Origin of the sequence: Streptococcus himalayensis (assembly GCF_001708305.1) — a bacterium.
GTDB lineage: Bacteria > Bacillota > Bacilli > Lactobacillales > Streptococcaceae > Streptococcus > Streptococcus himalayensis.
Genome location: NZ_CP016953.1, coordinates 1814147 through 1840484, shown reverse-complemented (window position 1 = coordinate 1840484; position 26338 = coordinate 1814147). Strand labels below are relative to the sequence as shown.

Below are 26338 nucleotides of genomic sequence, written 5' to 3'. Positions count from 1 at the left end.
GAGACTATTACCTATAGACGCAAGAAGGCTAAAGGCGTTCGTCAGGCTGTTTTCAGTCAGCTTACTCCGGAGATGGTTCATCATGAACTAAAAGGCGAAGACTGCACTTGTCCAGACTGTCACGGTCAGTTGAAAGAGATTGGTTCAACTGTTCAACGGCAAGAGTTGGTCTTCATCCCTGCACAATTGAAGCGGATTGACCATGTCCAACACGCTTACAAGTGCCAGAACTGTAGCGAGAAGAATTTTAACGATAAGATTATCAAGGCTCCTGTTCCGAAGGCACCTCTGGCCCATAGCTTGGGGTCAGCCTCCATTATTGCCCACACCATTCATCAGAAGTTCAATCTGAAGGTCCCAAACTACCGCCAGGAAGAGGATTGGAACAAGCTTGGCTTGCCAATCACACGGAAGGAAATCGCCAACTGGCACATCAAGTCTAGGCAGTATTATTTCGAGCCGATTTATGACCTTCTGCACGAGAAATTACTAGAACAGCCCGTTCTCCATGCGGATGAGACTTCTTACAGGGTCTTAGAAAGTGATAGCCAGTTGACCTTCTACTGGACCTTCTTATCTGGCAAGCATGAAGAACAGGGCATCACTCTTTATCATCACGATAAAGGGCGGAGTGGCTTGGTTGTGAAGGAGTTTCTTAGAGACTATAATGGCTATGTCCATTGTGATATGTTACGGCAGTAACTTGGAACTTTAGTTCCTTAGTTCTGCCTATGCGATAGCAGTCCAAGCTTGAGGAACGAAGCGACGCTAAGCTTGGTTAACTGCGAACCGCTGAGTGTCTATAGGCAGTTAGACAAAGCTCAGCTAGTTGGTTGTTGGGCACATGTCAGAAGAAAGTTCTTCGAGGCGACGCCTAAAAAGGCAGACAGGACTTCCTTGGGTGCTAAGGGATTAGCCTATTGCGACCGCTTATTTGCTTTGGAGAATGACTGGGTTGACCTCTCTACTGAAGAGCGACTACATAAACGCCAGGCAGAGTTAGCCCCTTTGATGGATGAGTTCTTCAACTGGTGCCGCAATCAATCTATTTTACCTGGAACAAAACTTGGTCGTGCGATAGAGTATAGCCTTAAGTATGAAGAACTATTCAAGGCAGTTCTTCAAGATGGCCGCTTGGTTCTATCCAATAATGTAGCAGAACGCGCTATTAAGTCCTTGGTCATGGGACGGAGTGAAAGAGTCCAGTGGACTTTTTCAGCCTGAGCTTAAAAATACAAAAGTGAAGGTGGTTGTTTTCCCAAAGTTTTGAGGGAGCCAAGTCAACAGCTATCATTCTGAGTTTACTGGAGACAGCTAAGAGGCATGGTCTTGATTCAGAGAAATATATGACTTATCTTCTAGAACATCTTCCAAACGAGGAGACACTCGCAAAAAAGGAGGTTCTAGAGGCTTATTTACCGTGGGCTGAACGAATTCAGAATAACTGCAAATAGAAAAGTTCGTAACCGCCCCATAACGAGGTGTCTATGATATTTTCCACGCCTCTAGTATACTGTTATCAGAAAACAGAACTGGAGGCTATTTTGATGTCACAACCTATTGTTCCCTTGAAAACACCACAATCTCGTCGATTTCCTCATAAATCCAGAAATGATCTGGTAATGAAAATGCGTATTGGAAAAGTTGAACTAAGCTTGTTCCAATCTCTTCATCAAGAAACACTGGAAACTATTTTAGATAAGGTACTTGCTTATGAGCATCCGACTCAGTGATTTAGGGCAGGTCTATCTGGTTTGTGGCAAAACCGATATGAGACAGGGGATTGATTCGCTGGCTTATCTTGTTAAACGTCAATTTGAATTAGATTCCTTTTCTGGTCAAGTTTTTCTTTTCTGTGGTGGTCGCAAAGACCGGTTCAAAGCTCTTTACTGGGATGGACAAGGTTTCTGGTTGCTTTACAAGCGATTTGAAAATGGCAAACTCACTTGGCCTAATGATGAACATGAGGTAAAAGCCCTAACTTCCGAGCAAGTAGACTGGCTGATGAAGGGATTTTCGATAAGTCCTAAAATAAAATCTACAAAAAGTCGTGATTTCTATTGAAATCATGGCTTTCTTTTCGGTATAATAAAGAAAACTGGAGGGCAAAACTATGGAAGAGTTATTAGCCATTATTAAACAACAGGCTTCTACAATTGATAACCTGACCAATGAGTTGACCCTCCTTCGTGAACAGGTGGCTTATCTGACACAAAAGCTCTATGGCAAGTCATCAGAAAAGGTTGTGTATCGACCTGGTCAGCTAAGTCTCTTTGAAGAAGAACCACTTCCTGAAGAAGACGCTGACTTACCCAGTTGAAACAGAGACCATCACCTACAAACGCAAGAAAACCAAGGGAGTTCGTCAGGCTGTTTTCAGTCAGTTTACTCCAGAGATGGTTCATCATGAACTAGAAGGCGAAGACTGCACTTGTCCAGACTGTCACGGTCAGTTGACAGAGATTGGCTCAACTGTTCAACGGCAAGAGTTGGTCTTCATCCCTGCACAATTGAAGCGGATTGACCATGTCCAACATGCCTATAAATGTCAAGCATGTAGCCAGAAGAATCTTAACGATAAGATTATCAAGGCTCCTGTTCCGAAGGCACCTCTGGCCCATAGCTTGGGGTCAGCCTCCATTATTGCCCACACCATTCATCAGAAGTTCAATCTGAAGGTCCCCAACTACCGCCAGGAAGAGGATTGGAACAAGCTTGGCTTGCCAATCACACGGAAGGAAGTCGCCAACTGGCACATCAAGTCTAGTCAGTATTATTTCGAGCCGATTTATGACCTTCTGCACGAGAAATTACTAGAACAGCCTGTTCTCCATGCGGATGAGACTTCTTACAGGGTCTTGGAAAATGATAGCCAGTTGACCTATTATTGGACCTTCCTGTCTGGCAAGCATGAAGAACAGGGAATTACCCTCTATCATCATGATAAGCGACGGAGTGGTTTGGTTGTGAAGGAGTTTCTTAGAGACTGTAATGGCTATGTCCATTGTGACATGTGGTCTGCCTATAGACAGTTAGACAAAGCTCAGCTAGTTGGTTGTTGGGCACATGTCAGAAGAAAGTTTTTTGAGGCCACTCCTAAAAAGGCAGACAGGACTTCCTTGGGTGCCAAGGGATTAGCCTATTGCGACCGTCTATTTGCCTTGGAGAATGACTGGGCAGATTTGTCTAGCGAGGAGCGACTACATAAACGTCAGGCAGAGTTAGCCCCTTTGATGGATGAGTTCTTCGACTGGTGCCGCAATCAATCTATTTTACCTGGGTCAAAACTTGGTCGTGCGATAGAGTATAGCCTTAAGTATGAGGAACTATTCAAGGCAGTTCTTCAAGATGGTCGCTTGGTTCTATCCAATAATGTAGCAGAACGGGCCATTAAGTCCTTGGTCATTGGACGGAAAAATTGGCTGTTTTCTCAAAGTTTTGAGGGAGCCAAGTCAACAGCTATCATTCTGAGTTTATTGGAAACAGCTAAGAGGCATGGTCTTGATTCAGAGAAATACATCACTTATCTTCTAGAACATCTTCCAAACGAGGAGTCACTCGCCAAAAAGGAAGTTCTAGAGGCTTATTTACCGTGGGCTGAAAAAATTCAGAATAACTGCAAATAGAAAAAGTTCCAGAGTCAAGCAAGACTTTGGAACTTTTCTATACACCTTGTTATGGGACGGTTACAATCAAAATTAGCATCTTGCTACTTTATTAGGTGGTTTGGATGTAATACTCAATGAAAATCAAAGTTAGCAATTTTGCGACTTTTTTAGATGTTTTCTAACTCTTTTTTATCACTGTCTTTTTCATTTACTGAAAAAGCACCCTATTTGACTTACTTAGCCCATTTCATTTCATAACAAAAAATTTTTTTATATATGTTGGCGGCTATTTTTGAAATTAAATGAGTATAAGTATCCAAGAATAAAGTATAAAAAAGTTCCAGCGTTAATTTAACTTTGGAACCTTTTTAATATATGTTGCTATAGAATACTTACATTTCATGTATCTTGTTTTTGAAAAGTGAACATACTTTGGTACAGCTCGCTAATGCGTCCTTGGAAGGGAATCGTTTCCCCATTTTCTGTAACAGATGTCACTTGATAGTGATCGGGAATAGTGACACAACCAGATAGGGCCAGAAGAAAAGCATCCATATTTTCATATTGAACAGTTCGTTCTGTCTGGTAAGCATCGATATAGGTCAAGGTAATCATAAGTCCTCCCTTGCTTTAAACAGTTGTCTTGGTAAAGATTCCTCGCTCTACCAGACTATCCATCAAAAAGTAAAATTTTGTTTGGATAATGTGATGAAGGTCAGACTTGAAGATATTGACCAAACGCAAGCCAGATTTATCGGTGATATTGATTTTGACACCTGTCAAATCTTTATTGATAATGATTTTCAAAAGAAATCCTTCACCACTGTTGGGGATTTCTTCGAGTAATCGGCTTAGTTCGTAGTTTCCGACCTTCGTTTCTGAAAATGTTGTATCCTTGAGCGTATATTTTTTAACGTTATCACCTAGATGATAGATAAATGGACAATCTTTGAGTTGGATAGTGGTTTCAAATGCCATTGTGCCCTCCTATGATATTTTTTAGTGTCTGAGTTAGTGTAGTTATTTCTTGGCTGGTAGTTTGTTCTGAAAGGCTGATACGGATGGATTCTGCTAATCGGGGTGATTGGGATCCGTACAGGGCAGCCAAAACATGGCTTGGCTCACTGACCCCTGCTGTACAAGCAGAACCAGTAGAGACAGCGATACCAGCTAAATCAAGCCGAAGCAGTAGTAGATCCTTATTTTGCTTTGGAAAACCTACATTGATAACGTAGGGAAGATGTTCTCCGTCTTCATTGAGATAGAAGTCAATTCCTGCTAATTCTTCTAAAAGCTGTTGTTTGAGCTGGTTGACATGGGTGACATTCTCTTCTACCTGGTTCAAATTTTCCTGTAAAGCTGTTGCCATGCCTACGATAGCAGCTAGGTTTTCAGTGCCAGCTCGTCTTTTTTCTTCCTGACTGCCTCCATGCAATAATTTTTCAAAGACCAGAGGTCGTGCGTAGAGAAAGCCAATGCCTTTTGGTCCATGAAATTTATGGGCTGAAGCACTGAGAAAATCAATCCCTAATTTTTCTGGATAAATAGGGATTTTACCGATTGCCTGAACAGCGTCTACATGAAAGGCAGCTGGATGATTCTCAAGAAGCTTGCCGATATCCTCGATAGGAAGGAGGAGCCCTGTTTCATTATTGGCATACATAGTAGATACCAAAATGGTATCGTCTCGCAAAGCGTCTTTGATTTGTTGAGCTGTGATTTGTCCATTTTCTGGCTGTATATAAGTCACTTCAAAATCAAAGTGCTCAACTAAATAATCCAAGGTCTCAAGGACAGCATGGTGTTCAATGGCGGTACTAATAATATGCTTGCCTTGATGTTTGTGGGCAAGAGCATAGCCTTTTAGCACGGTATTGTTGCTCTCGGTTCCTCCAGAGGTAAAAAAGATGTGCTGAGGGTTGGTTTCTAAAAGGTCGGCAATGATTTGCCGACTTTCTCGTAATTGTTTGTTGGCACTACGACCAAAGTGATGGGTACTAGAGGGATTTCCAAAAGTTGTATTCATCACGTCAAGCATAGCTGCAATAGCCCCTTTTGACATTTGCGTCGTAGCTGCATTATCCAAGTAAACCACAATGGCACCTTACCCTTTAGTATAGGCAAATAGTGGGCTGACTGGTTTTCTTTCGTGAATCCGGATAATCGCATCTGCAATCAACTCACTAGCTGTGATATAAGCAATATTTTTGGGTGTTTGTTGCTGGGTCTTGACAGAGTCCGTCACCAATATTTCCTTGATAGGTGCTTGGTCAAGCTTTTCTGCAGCCCCATCGACAAATAAGCCGTGGCTGGATACGGCATAAATCTCTGTCGCGCCTTCTGCCGCAACGATTTTAGCTGCTTCTGAGAAGGTTTTTCCAGTATTTAAAATATCGTCAATGAGAATTGCTTTCTTACCAGCAACTTCCCCAATGATATAGCCTTCATCACGATGAGCATCGTCTTGGGCATAATCGATGATGGCGATAGGAGCATCAAGCAACTCTGCTAGGCTACGGGCACGCTTGACACCAGAATTTTTCGGACTTACGACAACGACTTCTTCTCCCATCAAGCCTTTGTCGCAGTAATGTTTGGCAAAAAGGGGTACTGTAAAGAGATTGTCGACTGGAATATCAAAGAAACCTTGTACCTGAACAGCGTGTAAATCGAGCGAAAGAACACGATCGACCCCTGCTTCAACCAGCATATTTGCAACTAATTTTGCGGTGATAGGTTCGCGTTGGCGGGCAATGCGGTCTTGGCGAGCATAGCCGAAATACGGCATGACAACGTTGACAGAATTGGCACTGGCACGCTTACACGCATCCACCATAATCAAAAGTTCCATCAAGTGATTATTAACAGGATAGCTAGTTGACTGGATGATAAAGACATCATAGCCACGGACACTTTCTTCGATATTGACTTGAATTTCGCCATCAGAAAATTGGCGGGAGGAGAGTTTGCTCAAGGGAACACCAGCAGCTGCTGCAATTTTTTCAGCAATTTCTGGGTTTGAGTTGAGTGAAAATAATTTTATAGGTGCTTTAACGGGCATAACATCAACCATAGGTCTTAAAAACTCCTTTTTGTTTCTGTCTATTATTTTATCAAAAAAAGGGAAATATTTCAGCTATTTAGCTAATTTTTGCGCAAATCGGGCAATCTTTGAAGGAGCAGCTTGGTAGGAGATTCCATGAGTGTGAAGGAAATCCATGAAATCTTGCTCCCCTTTTTCTGCATCGGAGACTTCCATTTCCAGTTCATAGTCTGTTGTGCCAAGATACTGGCTTTCATCTAGTGCCAGTAAGCCGATTGGTAAGGCCATTTCACGACGAAGAGTGGTTAAAGAACCTAAGATTTCAAGAGAAGAAAGAGCAATGTTTTCTTGCTCGAGGATGGATTTAATCTCACCTGCCGGCAGGCTAAATGTTTGGAGTAAATTTTCTCCTTCCTCCAAACTCATCAGTTGATTGTACTCCATATTTCCAACGGTTTTGGGAATTTTAAGGGTCAATTCAGCCCTATTTTCATAGGTGCGAATGCGAAGGGCCATTTTATGCTCGCGTAGGGAAAAATCTGGACTGTCGATATAATAGTTGGTCTGCTGGACTAAGGGAGCTTGTTTAAAGAGAGGTTGAAGATTGTCAAATGCAGTTTTTGAGAGCAGGGTCTTATATTCAATTTCTAAATGATTCATTTTCATGTCCTTTTCTTTTTTTTGAAAGCGATTTATGATATAATACATTCTATACGAAAAGAATGAATTTAGCAAGGTGAGTGTATGGAGATAGAATGGGAAGAATTTTTAGACCCTTATATTCAAGCAGTGGGAGAGTTAAAGGTCAAACTGCGAGGAATTCGCAAGCAATACCGCAAGCAAAATCGCCATTCGCCGATTGAGTTCGTCACAGGTCGCGTGAAGCCTGTTGAGAGTATCAAGGAAAAGATGGTGTTGCGTAACATAAAAGAACAAAATCTGGCACAGGATATGCAAGATATTGCAGGTTTACGGATTATGGTGCAGTTTGTGGATGACGTAGAAGAGGTTCTTGCCGTTTTACGAAAACGTAAAGACATGACCATTGTTCAGGAGCGAGATTATATTCATAATCAAAAAGCCAGTGGGTACCGGAGTTATCATGTGATTATCAATTATCCGGTAGATACCATTAGCGGGAATAAATCGATTTTGGCAGAAATTCAGATTCGGACCTTGTCTATGAATTTTTGGGCCACGATTGAACATTCGCTGAATTACAAGTATAAGGGAGAATTTCCAGAAGAAATCAAAAAACGTCTGGAAATTACAGCAAAGATAGCCTATCAATTAGACGAAGAAATGGGGAAAATTCGAGATGACATCCAAGAGGCTCAAGCGCTTTTTGACCCTATTCATCGGAAGCTAAATGATGGCGTAGGAAATAGTGACGATACAGATGAAGAATACAGATAAACGAATTGGCATTATCAGCAATCGTAAACGCCAAAGTCAGGAAGTTTACTATTTGCTGAAGGACAAGCTTAGAAAAAATAATTTTATTTTAAACGATAAAAACCCAGATATTGTGATTTCTATTGGTGGCGATGGCATGTTGTTATCAGCCTTTCACAAGTATGAGAATCAGTTGGATCGAGTGCGTTTTGTAGGACTTCACACAGGGCATTTGGGCTTTTATACCGATTACCGTGATTTCGAGTTGGATAAATTGATTGAAAATCTAAAGCTCGATACAGGAGCCAAGGTCTCTTATCCGGTGTTAAATGTGAAAATTCACCACGGCGATGGAGAAGTAAGCGTCAAGCGAGCCCTAAATGAGGCAACCATTAAGCGATCTGGACGAACCATGGTGGCAGATGTGGTGATCAATCAGGTGCATTTTGAGCGTTTCCGTGGTGATGGCATTTCCGTATCGACCCCAACAGGAAGCACAGCTTACAATAAATCCTTGGGAGGAGCAGTCCTTCATCCTACGATCGAAGCATTGCAAGTGGCAGAAGTGGCAAGTCTTAATAATCGCGTTTTCCGAACACTTGGTTCTTCTATCATTGTCCCTAAAAAAGACAAGATTGAAGTCATTCCTACCTGGAGCGATCGACACTCCCTTTCTATTGACAATCAGCATTTTTTATACAATAATCTCTCAAAAATCGAGTATCAGATTGACCATCACAAGATTCATTTCTTGGCGACTCCGAGCCACACCAGCTTTTGGAATCGGGTCAAGGATGCCTTTATTGGAGAAGTGGAAGAATGAGGTTTGAATTTGTCGCAGACGAGCATGTAAAAATCAAAAACTTTCTCAAAAAACATGAAGTTTCCAAAGGATTATTAGCGAAAATTAAATTTCGCGGTGGAGCTATTCAAGTCAATGGCTGTCCTCAAAATGCTACCTACCTCTTAGATATTGGAGATGTGGTAGCGATTGAGATTCCTGCTGAGAAAGGGTTTGAAACCTTGCAAGCTGTGCAGAAAGATTTGGAGGTGGTCTTTGAGGACGATCATTTCTTGATTCTTGATAAGCCAGCAGGAGTTGCTAGTATTCCGAGTGTCAATCATTCGAATACCATGGCAAATTATGTCAAGGCTTATTACATCCATCAAGAGTATGAAAATCAACAAGTGCATATTGTCACGCGTCTAGACAAGGATACGAGTGGGCTGATGTTGTTTGCAAAACACGGTTATGCCCATGCGAGACTGGACAAACAGCTGCAGAAAAAAACGATTGAAAAGCGATATTTTGCACTGGTAAAAGGCGAGGGGCAGTTAGAAGAGCAGGGGGAAATTATTGCTCCTATTGCTCGGGATGAAGATAGTATTATCACAAGGCGGGTTGCTCAAGGGGGCAAATATGCTCACACTAGCTATCAGGTAGTGGCCCGTTATGGTGATATTTATCTGGTGGATATTCAGCTGCATACAGGCCGTACTCACCAGATTCGTGTTCATTTTTCGCACATTGGTTTTCCGCTTTTGGGGGATGATTTGTATGGTGGGAGCTTGACAGATGGGATTGAACGTCAGGCTCTACATTGTCATTCCTTGAAATTTTACCATCCCTTTAGGGAAGAGGAGCTTCTTTTTGAAAGTCCTCTTCCTGATGATTTTCAAGCACTCATTCATCACTTGCAGAATAAAGGAGTTTAGGATGAAAATTTTTGATGATTTAAAAGAAAAATTAGTTGGGAAAAATGCTCGCATTGTGTTGCCAGAAGGCGAAGAACCACGGATTTTACAAGCGACAAAACGGCTGGTAAACGAAACAGAAGTGGTGCCAGTTTTACTTGGAAATCCAGATAAAATTCGTATTTATTTGGAAATCGAGAGTGTGACGGATGGTTATGAGGTGATTGATCCTGCCAATTATCCAGATTTGGAAGCCATGGTTGCAGCTTTTGTCGAACGTCGTGCAGGAAAAATCACAGAAGATGAGGCGCGTGCGCTCTTACAAGAAGATTTGAATTACTTCGGCGTTATGTTGGTATATATGGGCTTGGTTGACGGTATGGTATCTGGTGCCATTCATTCTACTGCTGCAACGGTCCGCCCAGCACTTCAAATCATTAAAACTCAACCAGGTATTTCACGTACCTCAGGTGCCTTTTTGATGGTCAGAGGCGATGAGCGTTATATTTTCAGTGACTGTGCGATTAATATTGAACCTGATGCGGAAACGTTGGCAGAAATTGCCATCAATTCAGCTAGTACGGCAAAAATGTTTGGCATTGATCCGAAAATTGCTATGCTCAGCTATTCAACAAAGGGCAGTGGTTTTGGTGAGCGTGTTGATAAGGTTGTGAAGGCAACTAAGATTGCGCAAGAATTGCGTCCAGATTTAGCAATTGATGGTGAATTGCAGTTTGATGCGGCTTTTGTTCCAGAAACGGCTGCCCTAAAAGCACCAGGAAGTGAGGTTGCAGGGCAAGCAACCGTCTTTGTGTTCCCTGGTATTCAATCTGGAAATATTGGCTACAAACTAGCCGAACGCCTAGGTGGATTTGCGGCAGTTGGTCCGGTTCTCCAAGGCTTGAATAAACCTGTAAACGACCTATCTCGCGGCTGTAATGCAGATGATGTCTATAAATTGACCCTCATCACAGCTAGTCAAGCCAAAAATCAAGAGTAGCAATCACAGCTGGGACAAGTGCCCAGCTTTTTGCTATGTGTCTAGTAGATCAAGTTGATAGGGTCTATAGGATTTGAAAGGCTACTGAAACTAAGTTAGCAATCTGAGCTGTAATAGTTTAAATGTTTTTGGGATAAATAATTGTTCATTGTAAGAATTGATTTGAAGTTGCATATATAATATAAGTGTTGACAGAGTTCCCTCTTTCTCTTTGAAGGCGAATTTGTGATATACTAGGGATATGATAGATTTAAAAGATTATGGTATTGACATGTGGGAGGCGGATAAAATTGCCTCTTTTCGTGAGAAATTATTAAGTTGGTACGATGACAATAAACGTGATTTGCCTTGGCGGCGTTCGACAAATCCCTATCACATCTGGGTTTCTGAAATCATGTTGCAGCAGACGCGAGTGGATACGGTAATTCCTTATTATGAGCGATTTTTGACATGGTTTCCAGAAATTAAAGATTTGGCAGAAGCTCCGGAAGAAAAGATCCTCAAGGCTTGGGAGGGGTTGGGCTATTACTCCCGGGTTCGCAATATGCAAGCAGCAGCCCAGCAGATAATGGAGGATTTTAAGGGACAATTTCCTGCAACTTATGAAGAGATTGCGACTCTCAAAGGGATTGGTCCCTATACTGCTGGAGCGATTGCTAGCATTGCTTTTAATCTACCTGAGCCTGCAGTTGATGGCAATGTGATGCGTGTCATGGCGCGCTTGTTTGAAGTGGATTATGATATTGGTAATCCGAGTAATCGCAAGATTTTTCAGGCAATAATGGAGCAACTGATTGATCCTGAGCGTCCTGGAGATTTTAACCAAGCCTTGATGGATTTGGGTTCTAGTATTGAAACACCTGTTCATCCACGTCCAGAAGAAAGTCCTGTAAAGGAGTTTAGTGCAGCTTACCTTCATGGTACGATGGACAAATATCCGATTAAAGCCCCGAAGAAAAAACCTGTTCCTATTTATCTCAAAGGATTTATTCTGGAAAATGCAGAGGGAAAATTCTTGTTAGAAAAAAACGAAAATGATGGACTCTTAGCAGGTTTTTGGCATTTTCCTTTGATTGAGAGTGAGGAAGGGAGCACAACGCAACTATCCTTGTTTGAAGAGCAAGGTGCTTCACAAGGACCCTCGGCTATTGAGCGTTTTGAGCAGGATTATGACATGGTAGTTAGTTGGCAGGCTACCGTTTTCTCCCAAGTCCAGCATGTGTTTAGCCATCGTAAGTGGCATATTGATTTGCTGTATGGCAAGGTCAAGGGGAACATTCCCACTTTGAGTGGGGAAACACGCTGGCTTTCACCAGATGAATTTGCAGACTATCCCTTTGCTAAACCTCAGCAAAAAATGTGGGCTGCCTTTGAAAAAGGAAAATAAAGGTTGGCATTAAGTATTCACGCATCAAAAATGTGAGACAAGTACACAAAAAGCGAACAAAACTAGATTCTGAGAGTCAGACAACTAGTTTTGTTCGCTTTTTATATACTTAGAAATGAACTTCTGTCCTATTATTTTAGCTGTAATCATTAAGTTTACTAAGTCAAACAGTATGTTTGTTTAGTAAATGAACAGAACAGTAATAAAAATAGATAATCAATGTGAGATAATTCCACAAAGCGACATCCGATAATACTGATTTTTCAACATCCTAGGAAGTTGAAATTGCAATTTTCCCACAGTTTATCTTGTTTTAAAGAAACTGTGATGATGTGAATACAGGTTCTCAGTATTAACATTTACAGGATACTCGAAAGAATTTGGAGGAATTTCTTGACCAGATTGGATTGCTTACTCTGCTTTTTCCAAATCAGTTGCAGAGTGTCTTGAGTTGGTAGTGATAAGGGAATAAAGGCCAGTTGGCTATGGTCGAAGTCTGTTTGGATAATGCCGTCAAGCGCCAAGGCAATCCCTACGCCTTCCTTGACTAGGGTAGAGGCATTGTAGAGGAGATTATAGGTGGCAACGATACGATAATCCCCTAGTCCAGCAAAAATACTATAATCAATCGTTGTCTGAGATGAAACGATCAAAGGGAAGTTGAGTACATCTGCTAGACTTGGGTGTTTTAGTTTGGTCAGAGGATGGTCTTTGGGAACAAGAACTCCCCACTGATCTCGGCTGGGAAGGGGGATATGCTCGTATTTTTTTGAATCATAAGGACCAATGATAATTCCCATATCGTAGACACCTTGATTGAGATATTCTAAAATATCATCCGAATTGCCACTACGCAAATGGATTTTTGTGTTTGGATAGGTGTTTGTCATGAGCTTGATTGCCCGTGCAACGATGTCAAAAGACTGGGTTTCAGCGGTTCCGATATAGATTTCTCCTGCGAGGTCCTTGGCTCCTCGGATGTTATTTTCGGTTTTTTCGACCAAAGATAGTATCTCAATAGCTCGATTATAGAGGTATTGCCCATCGTCTGTTAATGTAATTTCTCGATTGCCTCGATGAAAGAGTCGGGTTCCCAAGTCCTCTTCTAATTCTTGAATTTGACGAGACAAAGTTGGTTGAGTGATGTGCAGTGCTTGAGCAGCATTGGAGATGCTTTTGGTCTGGACAATGGTCACAAAATAATGGAGTACACGAATATTCATAAATCCCTCCTCTAATCTTATCTACTACTCTAGCACAAAGAGGACAAAAAAGAAAGCTAGTCTATTTTGAAATAGAGCTCAAGGCTTGAAGAAATACTAGTATGCTTTTTTGCTATGTTTTCCATTAAATATAGGTATTTGATATGAAATAAAAAGTGTGATAGATTAGATTTATACATATTGAAAGCTGTATAGAAATAGTCGATAGAATGATTTGCTGATACAGGTATTCGATTGGAAGTTTGACATTTGACTTGAAAGAATGTAGGAGGAAAAGAAATAAATGTTTTTGATTAGCATTCATGAAGAAAGATTTGAACTTCAGTTACTAGATAGTCCAGCAGCGAGGGAGTTTGAGGCTTTACTTCCATTGACAATCGAGATGAAGCATGTTAATAGTAATGAAGTTTATGCGACTTTAGGCACTAGATTTACATCTGAAGATAAAAAAGCAGGGCAGATTTATGCAGGGGACTTGAAGCTATGGAATGGGGAGGGTTTAGTCTTGTTTTACCACGATTTTCCTTCACAGTATGCCTATACAGATTTGGGAACTGTTGTGAATGTGAAAGGGTTGGCCCAAGCACTTAGCCACTCAAGTCGTGTTACGTTTATGAAAGTATAAGAAAGAGAAGGAGTGATCATGAAAAAATCAGCACAATCCCTCATTTTATTGATGACCATGGGTGTTTTTGGAATTTTAAATACAGAAATGGGAGTCATGGGGATTTTACCGCATATTGCAAAAGCCTATCAAGTGTCACTGGCTCAGGCAGGAATTTTGGTAAGTAGCTTTGCCCTAGTCGTTGCCCTTGCAGGTCCAACCATGCCCCTTCTTTTTTCAAAAGTTAATCGTAAAACAGTTATGATGCTCGCAACAGGAACTTTTGCACTCACAACTCTTCTTGCGATTGTTGCGCCCAATTTTTGGATACTAGTCTTCTTACGAATGCTTCCTGCGGTGTTTCATCCCGTCTATGTGTCCATGGCCATGAGTGTCGCTGCAAACTCTGTGGAGGAAAAAGATGCTGAAAAAGCAGTAGCGCGAGTCTTTATTGGGGTATCAGCTGGTTCACTTCTAGGAATTCCTGTTTCTAACTTTCTTGCAAATCATTTTTCACTCACTGCAGCTATGCTTTTCTTTGCTATCATCAACCTACTTGTGTTTATTGGAACTGTGATACTGGTGCCATCTATGCCAGTTACCGAAGGACTTTCTTATGGCAAGCAACTCGGTATTTTAAAACGTCCAGTTGTTTGGATTTCCATTGTGAGCATTTTACTACTCAATGGTGCTGTATTTGGCTTTAGTAGTTATTTGTCTGATTTTTTAGATAGTGTCAGTCGTTTTGAACCAAGTGCAATTAGCTCGCTCCTGCTCGTGATTGGTTTGATGAATATTGTTGGAAATAGCTTGGCGGGTCAATGGCTGGGAAGACAGTCTGACTTGATTTTGAAAACTTTGCCGATTTCACTCATTCTTCTATTTCTGCTTTTATTTGTTTGGGGACACCAGATGTTTGTGGTCCTACCGATTTTACTTCTTTTTGGAATCGTTGCTGGTATAGAAGGAAATGCTAACCAATATATGATTGCCAAGGTTGGAATGGATGCTCCAGATTTTGCAAATGGTTTGTTTTTAGCAGCTGCTAATTTAGGGGTGACCATTGGAACTTCAATCAGCGGTCTCTTTATTGCCCAGGGAGGTGGCACACAGTACAGTCTTTTGGGTTCCATTCTTCTCTTGGTAATCGGAACAGCGACTGTTTTTGTAAGACAAAAGATGCTCAAAAAATCATAGGATAGTATCAGTTTTTCGAAGGATAATGGGAGAAATGTTTCTTTTATTGGAGTATGCTATAAGTAAGAGAAAACAAAGGAGAAGAAGAATGACAAAACGATTTCCAGAAGGATTTTTATGGGGTGGTGCCATTGCTGCCAATCAAGCTGAAGGAGCTTACAATGTAGATGGTCGTGGATTGGTGCAGACAGATGTTACCACTGGTGGTTCAGTTGACAAGCCTCGCTATGCAACGTTTGTAGATAAAGACGGCAATCCAGGAAAACTTCCCTCTATGGGACACACAGCAAAATTACCTGAAGGGGCAACGTTTGCTATTTTAGAGGATGAGTATTATCCAAACCACGAAGCAGTTGATTTTTACCATCGTTACAAAGAGGACATCAAGCTTTTTGCAGAAATGGGCTACAGTGTCTTTCGGTTATCGATTTCTTGGGCTCGTATTTTTCCAAATGGAGATGACAAGGAGCCTAATCAAGCAGGTTTAGATTTTTATCGCTCTGTGTTTGAAGAATGTCGGAAATATGGGATTGAACCCTTGGTTTCCATCTGGCATTTTGATACGCCTCTCGCTTTAGAAGAGGCATACGGCGGTTGGACCAATCGGAAATTGATTGATTTTTATGTTACCTATGCAGAGACGATTTTTAAGGAATACAAGGATTTAGTGAAATACTGGTTGACCTTTAATGAGATTAACAATACAGTGATGTTCCTTGATATGTTTGGGGATAAGGCTACTGACCAGGACTACCAAGAGGCTTACCAACACTTGCACCATCAATTTGTAGCCTCTGCCCGTGCTGTGAAAATCGGTCATGACATCAATCCTGATTTTCAATTTGGCAATATGATTTGCGGTATTACCTTCTACCCAGGTACCTGTGATCCGAAGGATATTTTGGAAAACCAGCACAAATGGGAGCAAAATATTTTCTATTGCAGCGATGTGCAGGCTAAGGGGCGTTATGGTAGTTATGCCAAACGTTTGTGGAAGGAACACCGTGTTGAGTTAGAGATTACGGAGCAAGACAAGCAAGATTTGCTAGCAGGAACGATTGATATGTATACTTTCTCCTACTATATGTCCTCTGTGGTGACGACTCATCAATTTGATGATACAGCGTCAGGAAATTTTTCAATCGGTGCGAAAAATCCTTACTTGACCTATTCAGATTGGGGCTGGGCTCATGATCCAATGGGCTTGCAGTACTATTTAGAAAAAATCTATGACCGCTATGAATTGCCAATGATGGTCGTCGAAAATGGTTTAGGTGCATTCGATACAGTTGAAGAAGATGGAAGTATTCATGATAGCTATCGGATTGATTACCATAGAGCCCACATTCAAGCCATGGCAGAAGCTATTGAAAATGGGGTTGATTTGATTGCCTATACGACTTGGGGATGTATTGATTTGGTGTCAGCAGGAACTGGTGAAATGCGGAAACGTTACGGTTTTATCTATGTCGATAAGGATGATGCTGGAAATGGAACGTTTGAGCGAACACCAAAAGATAGCTTTTACTGGTACAAACAAGTGATTGCAAGTAATGGTGAAATTCTGGAATAGTTAAAAAAGCTAGTCAATAAGCTTATCCTCTTTCCATGATGATTTGGAAGGAGGATTTTTCGAATATTTTTTAGTGAATGTCTTTTCATTTGTCTCAAAAAAGTGTATAATAGCCAGTATATATAAATTTTTAGAAAATTCGAAAAAAGAGGTAGTTTATGGGATATACAGTAGCTGTTGTTGGTGCAACTGGTGCAGTTGGTGCACAGATGATTCAGATGTTGGAAGAGTCAACCTTGCCGATTGACAAGGTACGGTATTTGGCGTCTGCTCGTTCAGCTGGTAAGGTCTTGCAGTTCAAAGGGCAAGATGTGACGATTGAAGAGACAACAGAAGATGCCTTTGAAGGTGTCGATATTGCCCTTTTCTCAGCAGGCGGTTCTACATCAGCTAAGTATGCCCCCTATGCTGTAAAAGCCGGAGCGGTTGTGGTGGACAATACCTCGTATTTCCGTCAAAATCCTGATGTGCCACTTGTTGTTCCTGAAGTCAATGCGCATGCATTAGATGCTCATAAAGGAATTATTGCTTGTCCAAACTGCTCTACCATTCAAATGATGGTAGCCTTAGAACCTGTTCGTCAAAAATGGGGCTTGGACCGCATTATCGTATCAACCTACCAAGCTGTTTCTGGAGCTGGTATGGGAGCGATTTTAGAAACACAGGCCCAACTTCGTGCGGTTTTAAATGAGGGTGTAGCACCAAAAGATGTAAAAGCAACTATCTTACCTTCTGGTGGTGATAAGAAGCATTACCCAATCGGATTTAACGCTCTTCCACAAATCGATGTCTTTACAGACAATGATTACACCTACGAAGAGATGAAAATGACCAATGAAACCAAGAAAATTATGGAAGATGATAGCATTGCGGTTTCTGCGACTTGTGTGCGTATTCCGGTTTTATCGGCTCATTCAGAATCTGTTTATATTGAAACAAAAGAAGTAGCACCGATTGAGGAAGTCAAAGCAGCAATTGCAGCCTTTCCAGGTGCTGTATTAGAAGATGATATTGCGCATCAGATTTACCCACAAGCCATCAATGCTGTTGGAAAACGTGAGACTTTTGTCGGTCGTATCCGTAAAGATTTGGATGCTGAAAAAGGAATTCATATGTGGGTTGTTTCGGATAACTTATTAAAGGGGGCGGCGTGGAACTCTGTTCAAATCGCTGAAACCCTACACGAACGTGGATTGGTTCGTCCAACGGAAGAAGTCGTTTTTGAATTAAAATAAATCAAATTTATCACTTAGGAGGAAAGCAATGTCTTTAGAAGAATTGAGAAAAGCACGCATTATTACGGCGCTTGTGACGCCTTTTCATGAAGATGGGAGTATCAACTTTAAGGCATTGCCTAAGTTGATTGAGCATTTACTGGCACATCATACCGAAGGGTTGATTTTAGCTGGTACGACAGGAGAAAGCCCTACCTTAACCCATGAGGAAGAGTTAGAGTTGTTCGCAGAGGTACAGCGAATTGTTGCGGGTCGTGTACCCTTGATTGCAGGGATTGGAACCAATGATACACGAGATTCGATTGAATTTGCGCGTGAAGTTGCAAACTTTGGTGGATTTGTGGCAGGGCTTGCAGTCACTCCCTACTATAACAAGCCAACGCAAGAAGGGCTGTATCAGCATTACAAGGCTATTGCAGATGCTAGTAGTTTGCCTATCATGGTCTATAATGTCCCAGGGCGTACAGTCGCTGGCTTGACTGTAGAAACTTCTCTACGATTGGCTCAACATCCCAATATTATTGCGATTAAGGATTGTACAGGAGTAGCTACGATTTCCCATTTAGTTGAGAATGCCCCTGAAGATTTCTTGGTCTATACTGGTGAAGATGGGGAGGCTTTCCATGCCAAGGCTCTAGGAGCACAAGGTGTGATTAGCGTAGCAGCTCATACCAATGGAGATGATTTTTATGCCATGTTTGATGCCTTGGATAAGGGAGATCTAGCAGAGGCAGCAAGCATTCAGCGGAAATTATTGCCGAAAGTGGATGCTCTTTTCTCAACGACTAGTCCAGCTCCTTTAAAAGCTGTTCTTAATCACCAAGGATTTGAAGTAGGGCCACTTCGTTTGCCACTTGTTGCTTGTACAGAAGAAGAAGCAAGAGCGATTATAGCCGTCATGGAAAAATAATTCCAAATATGGTATGATAATGAGAAGAACAAAGAGAAGTGAGGGATAGTATGCAGGTGATTAAACGCGATGGGCAAATTACTGAATTTGACCCAGATAAGATTTATCAAGCCATTTTAAAAGCGGCGCAGACAGTCTATGTGCTGACGGATGATTTGCGTCAAAACTTGGCTCAAGTGACCAAAAAAGTCGCTCTAGATTTAGAGGAAGCAAAGGTAGAACGTGCGACCATAAGTATGATTCAATCGATGGTAGAACATCGGTTGTTGGGAGCTGGTTATATCACAATCGCAGAGCACTATATTTCCTATCGTTTGCAACGAGATTTGGAGCGTAGTGGGTATGGAGAGCACATTGCTGTACATCTGCGTTTTGAGCAAATTCGTTAATAGATAGAGGCTGGGGAGCGGTCAGTTCCCCTCTTTTTTATTCTTTAATGAAAAAGACTTGACTTGGAGTTAACTCCAAGGTGTATCCTAAGAGGAGAAATGAGGTGAGCAGATGAATATTAAGAAGGCAAGTGAATTGTCTGGCTTGTCGCGTGATACCATACGCTATTATGAGAAAATTGGCTTAATTCCACCGATTCGGCGGACAAGTGCGGGTGTTCGTGATTTTAGCGAACAAGACTTGGCTGCTCTGGAATTTGTTCGTTGTTTTCGGAGTGCAGGGGTTTCGGTTGAGCGGTTGATTGAGTATATCAGCTTGTGTCAAGATGGGGAAGATGAGCATGTAGAGGAACGCCGTGCGATTTTAGTCGACGAGCGTGAGAAATTGCAGAAAAAGGCAGATGAGCTATTAGCAGCGATCAGCAGATTGGACTATAAGATTGACAATTATGAACAAGTACTGATGGGAAAAGAAAGAGACTTATTTGACAAAGGAGACTAAAGATGGCGAATGTAGAACAATTGAGACAAGAAAGCCCCTTTAAAATGGGTGCAAAAAATGAGGCTTATCAGACAGTATTTACCGGCCAATCCTATTTGGAGATGCTGGCACAAGCTTCAGATGGGCAAGTGGCTGTTGCCAATGTGACCTTTGAGCCAGGCTGTCGCAATCACTGGCATATTCACGTAGATGGCTATCAGATTCTCTTAGTAACAGGTGGAACAGGCTGGTATCAAGAAGAGGGAAAACCAGCTCGCCTGTTAACAGCAGGAGACGTCTTGGTGACAGAAAAAGGGGTAAAACACTGGCATGGAGCGACCAAAGATAGCTGGTTTGAACACATCGCTATTACCTCAGGAAAAAGTGAATTTTATGAAGCTGTGAGTGATGAAGAGTATACAATATTAGACGAGGAATGATTGAGATTTTCAAAGTCGATATATTAAAAAATAACAGAGAGGGAACGGGGATTTCATCTCTGTTCTGTTTTATCAACTCTTAACATGAATCTTCTCTTTCGATTTATGTTATAATAGAAAAAGTATGCTTAAACAGTACAGCAACAGAAAGGAAAAGAATGTCTATTATAAAAAATCTCTGGTGGTTTTTTAAAGAGGAAAAACGGCGCTATGTCATTGGGATTGCTTCCCTGAGCTTGGTCGCTGTTTTAAATTTGATTCCGCCAAAAATTATGGGGCATGTTATCGATGCCATTACACGGAAAAATTTAACGGGAAGTGAACTTCTGCTTCAGCTTTTCTACCTAATTCTTGCAGCCTTTGCTATGTATGGTTTGCGCTATGTTTGGCGGATGTATATTTTAGGGACTTCCTACCGCTTGGGTCAGCTTATTCGTTACCGTTTGTTTGATCATTTCACTAAAATGTCCCCTTCCTTTTATCAGAAACATCGGACGGGGGATTTAATGGCCCATGCCACCAATGATATTAACTCCTTGACCCGATTGGCTGGAGGCGGTGTTATGTCAGCGGTTGACGCTTCAATTACAGCTTTGGTAACTCTAGTGACGATGTTTTTTACCATTTCTTGGCAGATGACCTTGATTGCCGTACTTCCCTTGCCGTTTATGGCTTTAGCGACAAGCAAACTTGGTCGAAAGACTCATGAAGCAACCAAGGGGTCTCAAGCGGCTTTTTCGGAATTAAACAACAAGGTGCAAGAAAGTGTGGCTGGTATCAAGGTGACCAAGTCTTTTGGCTATCAAGAGGATGAAATCGCTGCTTTTCAAGAAATCAATGAGATGGCCTTCGTAAAAAATATGCGTACCATGAGCTATGATGTGCTTTTTGATCCTCTAGTGCTCTTGTTCATCGGAGGTTCCTATGTCTTAACGCTTGCGGTTGGAGCTTTCATGATTGCCCAAGGGCAGGTAACGATTGGCGATTTGGTAACCTTTGTGACCTACCTAGATATGCTGGTTTGGCCCTTGATGGCGATTGGTTTTCTATTTAATATTGCTCAGCGGGGGCATGTTTCCTACGATCGAATTCAAAAACTCTTAGATCAAGAATCGGACATTCAAAATCCAGAACATCCTGTTGAGCGTATTGCAAACGGTCGTCTGGTCTATGATGTGGACCAATTCAGCTACGAAGCTGACCAAACCTTATCGGATATTCACTTTGTTTTGGAAAAAGGACAGACCTTGGGCTTAGTGGGGCAAACGGGTTCTGGGAAGTCAACCTTGATTAAATTGTTATTACGGGAGCAAGATGTTAATCAGGGAAAGATTACCTTAAATGGTCACGATTTGCGTGATTATCGTTTGTCTGACCTTCGAAGTTTAATTGGTTATGTACCGCAAGATCAATTCTTATTTGCGACGACGATTTTAGAAAATGTTCGCTTTGGCAATCCTTCTCTTTCACTAGCAGAAGTTGAAGCGGCAACCAAACTCTCCCAAGTGTATGAGGATATTGTCGCCATGCCCGACGGTTTTTCTACCCTGATTGGTGAAAAAGGGGTGTCTTTATCAGGTGGTCAAAAACAGCGACTTGCCATGAGTCGGGCCATGATTTTAGACCCAGATATTTTGATATTGGACGATTCGTTATCAGCTGTTGATGCCAAAACGGAGCATGCCATTATCGAAAATCTCAAAGAAACCAGGCAGGCTAAAACGACGATTATCTCAGCTCATCGTTTGTCAGCCGTTGTCCATGCAGACTTGATTTTGGTAATGCAAAATGGACAGATTATTGAGCGTGGTCGCCATGAGGATTTACTAAATCAAGGTGGTTGGTATGCCCAGACCTATGCTTCTCAGCAGTTAGAAATGGAGGAGATTTGATATGAAAAAACCAAATCAATGGATGGTTTTAAAACGCCTCTTCTCCTATCTGAAGCCCTATAAGTGGCTAACAGCCTTGGCTCTGAGCCTACTGTTATTGACAACGGTTGTGAAAAATAGTATTCCTCTGATTGCCTCTCATTTTATTGACCATTATTTAAGCAATGTTAATCAAACTGCGGCATTACTCTTGGTAGGCTATTACATGATGTATGTCTTGCAGACAGTGATTCAATATTTTGGCAATCTCTTTTTTGCCAAGGTCTCTTATAGTATTGTCCGTGATATTCGCAGGGATGCGTTTTCGAATATGGAGCGCTTGGGGATGTCTTATTTTGACCGCACGCCTGCTGGCTCGATTGTCTCACGGATTACCAATGATACAGAAGCCATTTCGGAGATGTTTTCTGGGATTTTATCGAGTTTTATTTCAGCTATTTTTATTTTTAGCGTCACCCTTTATACCATGCTAATGCTGGATATTCGTCTGACTGCTTTAGTGGCACTCTTGCTTCCCCTCATTTTTCTTTTGGTCAATCTCTATCGGAAAAAATCCGTTGCCGTTATTACAAAGACCAGAAGTCTTTTAAGCGACATCAATAGTAAATTGGCGGAAAGTATTGAAGGAATTCGGATTGTTCAAGCCTTTGGTCAGGAAGAACGCTTGAAGGCTGAGTTTGAGGCGATTAACCAAGAGCATGTTGTTTATGCCAATCGTTCGATGGCCTTGGATAGCTTGTTTTTGCGACCTGCTATGTCGCTGTTGAAACTCCTAGCTTATGCGCTCTTGATGGCCTATTTTGGCTTTCACGGCTTAGAGGCAGGCATTTCAGCTGGGCTCATGTATGCCTTTATCCAGTATGTCAATCGCCTGTTTGATCCTTTGATTGAGGTGACACAGAATTTTTCGACCTTGCAAACCTCTATGATTTCGGCAGGGCGTGTCTTTGACTTAATTGATGAAAGGAATTTTGAGCCGAAGCAAGAAAATAGTGCTGCCAAAATCGAACAAGGAATTATCGAATTTCGTGATGTATCCTTTTCTTATGATGGTAAGCGACAGATTTTGGATGGTATTTCCTTTCAAGTGAAGGAAGGGGAAACGATTGCCTTTGTTGGTGCTACGGGTTCTGGAAAATCTTCCATTATCAATGTCCTCATGCGTTTTTATGAATTTGAGTCTGGTCAGGTCTTGATTGATGGTCAGGACATTCGCCAATTTTCACAGGCTGAATTGCGCAAGAAGATTGGACTTGTCTTGCAAGATCCCTTCCTCTATCATGGAACGATTGAGTCTAATATCAAAATGCACCAAGAGCTTTCCGACGAAGAAGTACAATTTGCGGCAGAATTTGTTGATGCGGATCAATTCATTCAAAAATTACCTGGTAAATACCAAGCTCCTGTTGCAGAGCGCGGTAGTAGTTTTTCTACTGGTCAACGGCAATTGCTAGCCTTTGCTCGGACGGTTGCCAGTAAGCCAAAGATTTTGATTTTGGATGAAGCAACAGCCAACATTGACTCGGAAACAGAGCAGATTGTCCAACATTCGCTGGAGAAAATGCGGAAAGGTCGGACAACGATTGCGATTGCCCACCGCTTGTCTACGATTCAAGATGCCAACTGTATCTATGTGCTGGATAAGGGCAAGATTATCGAAAGTGGTAGACATGAGGAATTACTGGCAAAAGCTGGAGCCTATCATAAGATGTATCAATTACAGGCAGGAATGCTGGAGCAATCTTAGAACCTGCTCCCACAAAAAACGAACTCTATAAAAATCAAAATCTGACTAGGAGTTTAGGACAAAATCTGATTAGAAAAGTAAAAAACGAACAAAGGAAGAGTTAAAATCTTAAAACTCTCTATTTGTTCGCTTTTTGTATCTATTTTAGTAAAAGATACTATATGAAATTATAGAATTTCTAACGTGAAAATCTTTTTGTCCCAAACTCGGTGATAGATAAAACTAGCCTAGCTTGTGTCCTAAAAACCGCAAGCAGAACTAGAGTTCAGTAAGGTGAGTTACCGATGTCAGATGTTGATGCTTGACGAGTATTCGGTCAAGGAGTGCTCTTTAAACAGAATGTGATAGCAGGTATGTCCGCCCTCAAAACGAAGCACCTGATAACCAAGTTTTTCATACAAGGTAATGGCTGGAGCATTATCACTTCTTACACTTAACAAACGGTAGTCAAAGTCTGTCGTTGACAGCAATCTGTTTGGGCAGGACCTTATCGATTTGCTTAGTCTACCAATTGTTTTCCTTACAGTCAAAGCCACAGACAAATCCGACGACACAATCTCCTCATTCTTCTGTTACAATAATTGGCTGGAGCTGGGCAGCTAGGCTTCTCTCCATTCTTTTTTCAAGAAATGGGTTTCCTGCCTTTCATCGCAGTAGATGGTATCGTAAAGGTCAGATACCTGATCGATGATGTTATGGATGTCATTGTTTTTGTATATTTTCATCTTTAGCTTCCCTAAAAATGGTTGGTTTTACTGCTAGTATCCCGTCAAGGGCTGTCCATCAAGTAAGAATATCTACGATGATGGATTTTCTAAGCATCCTTGTCTATTTCATAGGGGAGAAGGGGATGGTTTGTTCTTCCTAGTTAAAAATTTTTTTCATCACTTAAAATAGGGGGAAAAGGCCTGAAAATACTGGATTTTCATGCAATGAATAGATTTTTTGAAAGCGTTTCATAGTTGACTATATCGCCTATCTAGGGTATACTTATAGTATTAATAGCAAAAAATGGCAAAGGCGCCTGTTTTGTTCGCAAAGAAGCGAGAGTTTCACGATCAAACGGGATGACTGTGCCATTTTTTGTAGTTTATTTACTGATACTTGTTCAAAATCAAAGGGATGCATGCTATTTTTCCTTAGTCGGATGTGGTCTTTTTCTGATTTTTAAGAGTATCCATTATTTATCAAGGAGGTTTTTTCCATGCGGAAAAAAGGGATTGTATTGCTCTGTGGAGCTGTGTTATTGTTAGGAGCTTGTCAAGCTCAAAAGGAGACAGAAACCAAGATGTCTGATACGAAAATGGAGACGATGGTGAACGACAAGGTTTTAGCCAAAGGCAACTGGGAAGATACCTTGCACGCTCGCTTGGTCAAGATGATTGAAGAAAATGGTAAGATGAGTGCGGATTACAAAGAACATCAGCGGCCGTATGCAGTATTTGACTGGGATAATACGACGGTCATCAACGATATTGGGGAAGCAACATTCACATATCAGATTTCCAATCTTGCCTTTAAAATGACTCCTGAACAATTTAATGAAGCTGTCCGTGAGACCTTGCCTGCAGATGACTTTAAGGAAGAATTTAACAATAAAGACGGTCAAGCGGTGAATATTGATAAGATTGCGACAGACTTGTTATCGGATTATACCGTTCTTTATAACGAATACAGTGGTATGAATGGAACGAAGTCTTTGGATGAAGTCAAGCAAATGGATGAATTCAAAGATTTTAGTGCTAAATTACGCTACTTGTATGAAGCTGTCGGTGGTACCTTTAGTTCGGATATCAGTTATCCGTGGGTGACCTATCTCTATGCTGGTATGACCTCAGAAGAGGTAGAAGCCTTATCTGAAAAATCAATTGATTATGCCTTGAAGGATGATTTAGTGTATGAAACTTGGGAAAGTCCAAGCACGCTCAAGGGAGAAGCTGGGCAAGTGAGTGTGACGTTCAAACGTGGCGTTCGCTCTGTGAAGGAAATGCAAAATCTCTACAAAGCCTTGATGGACAATGGAATTGATGTGTATATCTGTTCGGCTTCCTACTATGATGTCATTGTTCCTTATGCAACCAATAGCAAATACGGCTACAATATTCCAAAAGACCATGTCTTTGCGATGCGCCTAATCAAAGACGAGCAAGGAATTATTCAATCAAAATTTGATACTTCTTATGCCCAAACTCAAGGAGAAGGAAAGACCAGCACCATTAAGGATTTAATTGCTGTCAATTACGAAGGAGCAGAGCCTATTATGATTGGTGGCGATAGCAACGGCGATTATGCAATGCTCAAAGACTTCCCTAAACTCCAAGTTGGTCTCATCTTCAATCTTTTGAGAGACCCAAGTAAGGGCGTAGGTCTATTGGCTAAGGAAGCTGTTGATACCTATGGCAAAGAAAGTGAAAAATACTTCTTGCAAGGTCGGGACGAAAATAAAGGAATGTTATTGCCACAGAGGGAAACGATTAAATTAGACAAAAAAGATGCACAACTGATGAAAGAATAGGGGA

Annotated in this window: 27 protein-coding genes and 1 pseudogene; 21 read left to right on the top strand and 7 right to left on the bottom strand. The window is 41.4% G+C overall.

The window, feature by feature from the left end; genetic code table 11:
* The 5 genes and pseudogenes from BFM96_RS11500 to BFM96_RS08625 form a co-directional block, all read left to right on the top strand.
* Positions 1-1454 (top strand): annotated as a pseudogene (locus tag BFM96_RS11500) (IS66 family transposase); the annotation flags it as partial.
* 93 nt (positions 1455-1547) lie between these two features.
* A complete protein-coding gene (locus BFM96_RS08640; protein ID WP_068991101.1) occupies positions 1548-1733 on the top strand; it encodes a hypothetical protein in 186 nt (61 codons plus the stop codon).
* Positions 1714-2064, top strand: a complete 351-nt coding sequence (gene tnpB / locus BFM96_RS08635; RefSeq protein ID WP_068991100.1) for an IS66 family insertion sequence element accessory protein TnpB — start codon at positions 1714-1716, stop codon at positions 2062-2064. The genes BFM96_RS08640 and tnpB overlap by 20 nt, the downstream gene beginning before the upstream one ends.
* 49 nt (positions 2065-2113) lie before the next feature.
* Positions 2114-2320, top strand: a complete 207-nt coding sequence (locus tag BFM96_RS08630; protein ID WP_068993047.1) for an IS66 family transposase — start codon at positions 2114-2116, stop codon at positions 2318-2320.
* Positions 2274-3626, top strand: a complete 1353-nt coding sequence (locus tag BFM96_RS08625) for an IS66-like element short variant transposase (protein ID WP_068993044.1) — start codon at positions 2274-2276, stop codon at positions 3624-3626. Before BFM96_RS08630 ends, BFM96_RS08625 begins: the two co-directional genes overlap by 47 nt.
* 381 nt (positions 3627-4007) lie before the next feature.
* Here BFM96_RS08625 and BFM96_RS08620 read toward each other — a convergent pair whose 3' ends face one another.
* The 5 genes from BFM96_RS08620 to BFM96_RS08600 all read right to left on the bottom strand — a co-directional run bounded on the left by BFM96_RS08620 (position 4008) and on the right by BFM96_RS08600 (position 7311).
* Positions 4008-4223, bottom strand: coding sequence for a DUF4649 family protein (locus BFM96_RS08620; protein WP_068993041.1), 216 nt, complete (start codon positions 4221-4223; stop codon positions 4008-4010).
* A gap of 15 nt (positions 4224-4238) precedes the next feature.
* Positions 4239-4586 carry a DUF1831 domain-containing protein gene (locus BFM96_RS08615; RefSeq protein WP_068993038.1) on the bottom strand — a complete coding sequence of 116 codons (348 nt, stop codon included), beginning with the start codon at positions 4584-4586 and terminating at the stop codon, positions 4239-4241.
* Positions 4576-5703 carry a cysteine desulfurase family protein gene (locus BFM96_RS08610; protein WP_068993037.1) on the bottom strand — a complete coding sequence of 376 codons (1128 nt, stop codon included), beginning with the start codon at positions 5701-5703 and terminating at the stop codon, positions 4576-4578. Before BFM96_RS08610 ends, BFM96_RS08615 begins: the two co-directional genes overlap by 11 nt.
* A gap of 9 nt (positions 5704-5712) precedes the next feature.
* Positions 5713-6669: a ribose-phosphate diphosphokinase gene (locus BFM96_RS08605; RefSeq protein ID WP_068994292.1), complete on the bottom strand. Its 957-nt coding sequence runs from the start codon at positions 6667-6669 to the stop codon at positions 5713-5715.
* Positions 6670-6744: 75 nt separating this feature from the next.
* On the bottom strand, positions 6745-7311 hold the full coding sequence (locus tag BFM96_RS08600) for a CYTH domain-containing protein (protein ID WP_068994289.1): 567 nt from the start codon (positions 7309-7311) through the stop codon (positions 6745-6747).
* A gap of 84 nt (positions 7312-7395) precedes the next feature.
* On the opposite strand from BFM96_RS08600, the gene BFM96_RS08595 reads away from it, so the two are divergent.
* The 5 genes from BFM96_RS08595 (at position 7396) to mutY (ending at position 12128) form a co-directional block, all read left to right on the top strand.
* Positions 7396-8067, top strand: a complete 672-nt coding sequence (locus tag BFM96_RS08595; protein WP_068993034.1) for a GTP pyrophosphokinase — start codon at positions 7396-7398, stop codon at positions 8065-8067.
* Positions 8051-8869, top strand: coding sequence for an NAD kinase (locus tag BFM96_RS08590; protein WP_068993032.1), 819 nt, complete (start codon positions 8051-8053; stop codon positions 8867-8869). The genes BFM96_RS08595 and BFM96_RS08590 overlap by 17 nt, the downstream gene beginning before the upstream one ends.
* Entirely contained in the window at positions 8866-9762 is an 897-nt protein-coding gene (locus tag BFM96_RS08585; RefSeq protein WP_068993029.1) for an RluA family pseudouridine synthase, read from the top strand. The genes BFM96_RS08590 and BFM96_RS08585 overlap by 4 nt, the downstream gene beginning before the upstream one ends.
* 1 nt (position 9763) lies before the next feature.
* Positions 9764-10741, top strand: coding sequence for a phosphate acetyltransferase (gene pta / locus BFM96_RS08580; protein ID WP_068993026.1), 978 nt, complete (start codon positions 9764-9766; stop codon positions 10739-10741).
* A gap of 241 nt (positions 10742-10982) precedes the next feature.
* A complete protein-coding gene (gene mutY, locus BFM96_RS08575) occupies positions 10983-12128 on the top strand; it encodes an A/G-specific adenine glycosylase (protein ID WP_068993024.1) in 1146 nt (381 codons plus the stop codon).
* Between the two features lie 359 nt (positions 12129-12487).
* Here mutY and BFM96_RS08570 read toward each other — a convergent pair whose 3' ends face one another.
* On the bottom strand, positions 12488-13351 hold the full coding sequence (locus BFM96_RS08570; protein ID WP_068993021.1) for a LysR family transcriptional regulator: 864 nt from the start codon (positions 13349-13351) through the stop codon (positions 12488-12490).
* Positions 13352-13634: 283 nt separating this feature from the next.
* Between BFM96_RS08570 and BFM96_RS08565 the strand changes: the two genes are divergently transcribed.
* From BFM96_RS08565 to BFM96_RS08520, 10 genes are all read left to right on the top strand, one after another.
* A complete protein-coding gene (locus BFM96_RS08565) occupies positions 13635-13976 on the top strand; it encodes a cyclophilin-like fold protein (RefSeq protein ID WP_068993018.1) in 342 nt (113 codons plus the stop codon).
* Between the two features lie 18 nt (positions 13977-13994).
* On the top strand, positions 13995-15152 hold the full coding sequence (locus tag BFM96_RS08560) for an MFS transporter (RefSeq protein WP_223245855.1): 1158 nt from the start codon (positions 13995-13997) through the stop codon (positions 15150-15152).
* A gap of 88 nt (positions 15153-15240) precedes the next feature.
* The gene (locus BFM96_RS08555; protein ID WP_068993016.1) at positions 15241-16725 is read left to right on the top strand and encodes a family 1 glycosylhydrolase; all 1485 of its coding nucleotides are present in this window, start codon (positions 15241-15243) and stop codon (positions 16723-16725) included.
* 158 nt (positions 16726-16883) lie between these two features.
* Positions 16884-17960: an aspartate-semialdehyde dehydrogenase gene (locus tag BFM96_RS08550; protein WP_068993014.1), complete on the top strand. Its 1077-nt coding sequence runs from the start codon at positions 16884-16886 to the stop codon at positions 17958-17960.
* A 28-nt stretch (positions 17961-17988) separates the two neighbouring features.
* Positions 17989-18870, top strand: a complete 882-nt coding sequence (gene dapA, locus BFM96_RS08545; RefSeq protein ID WP_068993011.1) for a 4-hydroxy-tetrahydrodipicolinate synthase — start codon at positions 17989-17991, stop codon at positions 18868-18870.
* Positions 18871-18920: 50 nt separating this feature from the next.
* Positions 18921-19259 (top strand): ATP cone domain-containing protein, encoded by a 339-nt coding sequence (locus tag BFM96_RS08540; RefSeq protein WP_068993008.1) that lies wholly within the window; start codon positions 18921-18923, stop codon positions 19257-19259.
* Positions 19260-19371: 112 nt separating this feature from the next.
* Positions 19372-19761: a stress response transcriptional regulator NmlR gene (nmlR, locus tag BFM96_RS08535; RefSeq protein ID WP_068993005.1), complete on the top strand. Its 390-nt coding sequence runs from the start codon at positions 19372-19374 to the stop codon at positions 19759-19761.
* A 2-nt stretch (positions 19762-19763) separates the two neighbouring features.
* On the top strand, positions 19764-20180 hold the full coding sequence (locus tag BFM96_RS08530; RefSeq protein ID WP_068993003.1) for a cupin domain-containing protein: 417 nt from the start codon (positions 19764-19766) through the stop codon (positions 20178-20180).
* Between the two features lie 158 nt (positions 20181-20338).
* A complete protein-coding gene (locus BFM96_RS08525) occupies positions 20339-22072 on the top strand; it encodes an ABC transporter ATP-binding protein (RefSeq protein ID WP_068993000.1) in 1734 nt (577 codons plus the stop codon).
* 1 nt (position 22073) lies between these two features.
* The gene (locus BFM96_RS08520; RefSeq protein ID WP_068992998.1) at positions 22074-23819 is read left to right on the top strand and encodes an ABC transporter ATP-binding protein; all 1746 of its coding nucleotides are present in this window, start codon (positions 22074-22076) and stop codon (positions 23817-23819) included.
* A gap of 599 nt (positions 23820-24418) precedes the next feature.
* Here the strand turns inward: BFM96_RS08520 and BFM96_RS11465 are convergent.
* Positions 24419-24544, bottom strand: a complete 126-nt coding sequence (locus BFM96_RS11465; RefSeq protein ID WP_262981924.1) for a hypothetical protein — start codon at positions 24542-24544, stop codon at positions 24419-24421.
* 479 nt (positions 24545-25023) lie between these two features.
* On the opposite strand from BFM96_RS11465, the gene BFM96_RS08515 reads away from it, so the two are divergent.
* Complete coding sequence (locus tag BFM96_RS08515) at positions 25024-26334, top strand: HAD family hydrolase (protein WP_068992995.1); 1311 nt, start codon at positions 25024-25026, stop codon at positions 26332-26334.
* Positions 26335-26338: the final 4 nt, after the last annotated feature.

Bases quoted from the DNA above. Each gene is read 5' to 3' on its own strand.
- BFM96_RS08640 (WP_068991101.1), top strand. From the start codon at position 1,548: ATGTCACAACCTATTGTTCCCTTGAAAACACCACAATCTCGTCGATTT.
- tnpB (WP_068991100.1), top strand. From the start codon at position 1,714: ATGAGCATCCGACTCAGTGATTTAGGGCAGGTCTATCTGGTTTGTGGC.
- BFM96_RS08630 (WP_068993047.1), top strand. From the start codon at position 2,114: ATGGAAGAGTTATTAGCCATTATTAAACAACAGGCTTCTACAATTGAT.
- BFM96_RS08620 (WP_068993041.1), bottom strand. From the start codon at position 4,223: ATGATTACCTTGACCTATATCGATGCTTACCAGACAGAACGAACTGTT.
- BFM96_RS08615 (WP_068993038.1), bottom strand. From the start codon at position 4,586: ATGGCATTTGAAACCACTATCCAACTCAAAGATTGTCCATTTATCTAT.
- BFM96_RS08605 (WP_068994292.1), bottom strand. From the start codon at position 6,669: ATGCCCGTTAAAGCACCTATAAAATTATTTTCACTCAACTCAAACCCA.
- BFM96_RS08600 (WP_068994289.1), bottom strand. From the start codon at position 7,311: ATGAATCATTTAGAAATTGAATATAAGACCCTGCTCTCAAAAACTGCA.
- BFM96_RS08595 (WP_068993034.1), top strand. From the start codon at position 7,396: ATGGAGATAGAATGGGAAGAATTTTTAGACCCTTATATTCAAGCAGTG.
- BFM96_RS08590 (WP_068993032.1), top strand. From the start codon at position 8,051: ATGAAGAATACAGATAAACGAATTGGCATTATCAGCAATCGTAAACGC.
- BFM96_RS08585 (WP_068993029.1), top strand. From the start codon at position 8,866: ATGAGGTTTGAATTTGTCGCAGACGAGCATGTAAAAATCAAAAACTTT.
- pta (WP_068993026.1), top strand. From the start codon at position 9,764: ATGAAAATTTTTGATGATTTAAAAGAAAAATTAGTTGGGAAAAATGCT.
- mutY (WP_068993024.1), top strand. From the start codon at position 10,983: ATGATAGATTTAAAAGATTATGGTATTGACATGTGGGAGGCGGATAAA.
- BFM96_RS08570 (WP_068993021.1), bottom strand. From the start codon at position 13,351: ATGAATATTCGTGTACTCCATTATTTTGTGACCATTGTCCAGACCAAA.
- BFM96_RS08565 (WP_068993018.1), top strand. From the start codon at position 13,635: ATGTTTTTGATTAGCATTCATGAAGAAAGATTTGAACTTCAGTTACTA.
- BFM96_RS08560 (WP_223245855.1), top strand. From the start codon at position 13,995: ATGAAAAAATCAGCACAATCCCTCATTTTATTGATGACCATGGGTGTT.
- BFM96_RS08555 (WP_068993016.1), top strand. From the start codon at position 15,241: ATGACAAAACGATTTCCAGAAGGATTTTTATGGGGTGGTGCCATTGCT.
- BFM96_RS08550 (WP_068993014.1), top strand. From the start codon at position 16,884: ATGGGATATACAGTAGCTGTTGTTGGTGCAACTGGTGCAGTTGGTGCA.
- dapA (WP_068993011.1), top strand. From the start codon at position 17,989: ATGTCTTTAGAAGAATTGAGAAAAGCACGCATTATTACGGCGCTTGTG.
- BFM96_RS08540 (WP_068993008.1), top strand. From the start codon at position 18,921: ATGCAGGTGATTAAACGCGATGGGCAAATTACTGAATTTGACCCAGAT.
- nmlR (WP_068993005.1), top strand. From the start codon at position 19,372: ATGAATATTAAGAAGGCAAGTGAATTGTCTGGCTTGTCGCGTGATACC.
- BFM96_RS08530 (WP_068993003.1), top strand. From the start codon at position 19,764: ATGGCGAATGTAGAACAATTGAGACAAGAAAGCCCCTTTAAAATGGGT.
- BFM96_RS08525 (WP_068993000.1), top strand. From the start codon at position 20,339: ATGTCTATTATAAAAAATCTCTGGTGGTTTTTTAAAGAGGAAAAACGG.
- BFM96_RS08520 (WP_068992998.1), top strand. From the start codon at position 22,074: ATGAAAAAACCAAATCAATGGATGGTTTTAAAACGCCTCTTCTCCTAT.
- BFM96_RS11465 (WP_262981924.1), bottom strand. From the start codon at position 24,544: ATGAAAATATACAAAAACAATGACATCCATAACATCATCGATCAGGTA.
- BFM96_RS08515 (WP_068992995.1), top strand. From the start codon at position 25,024: ATGCGGAAAAAAGGGATTGTATTGCTCTGTGGAGCTGTGTTATTGTTA.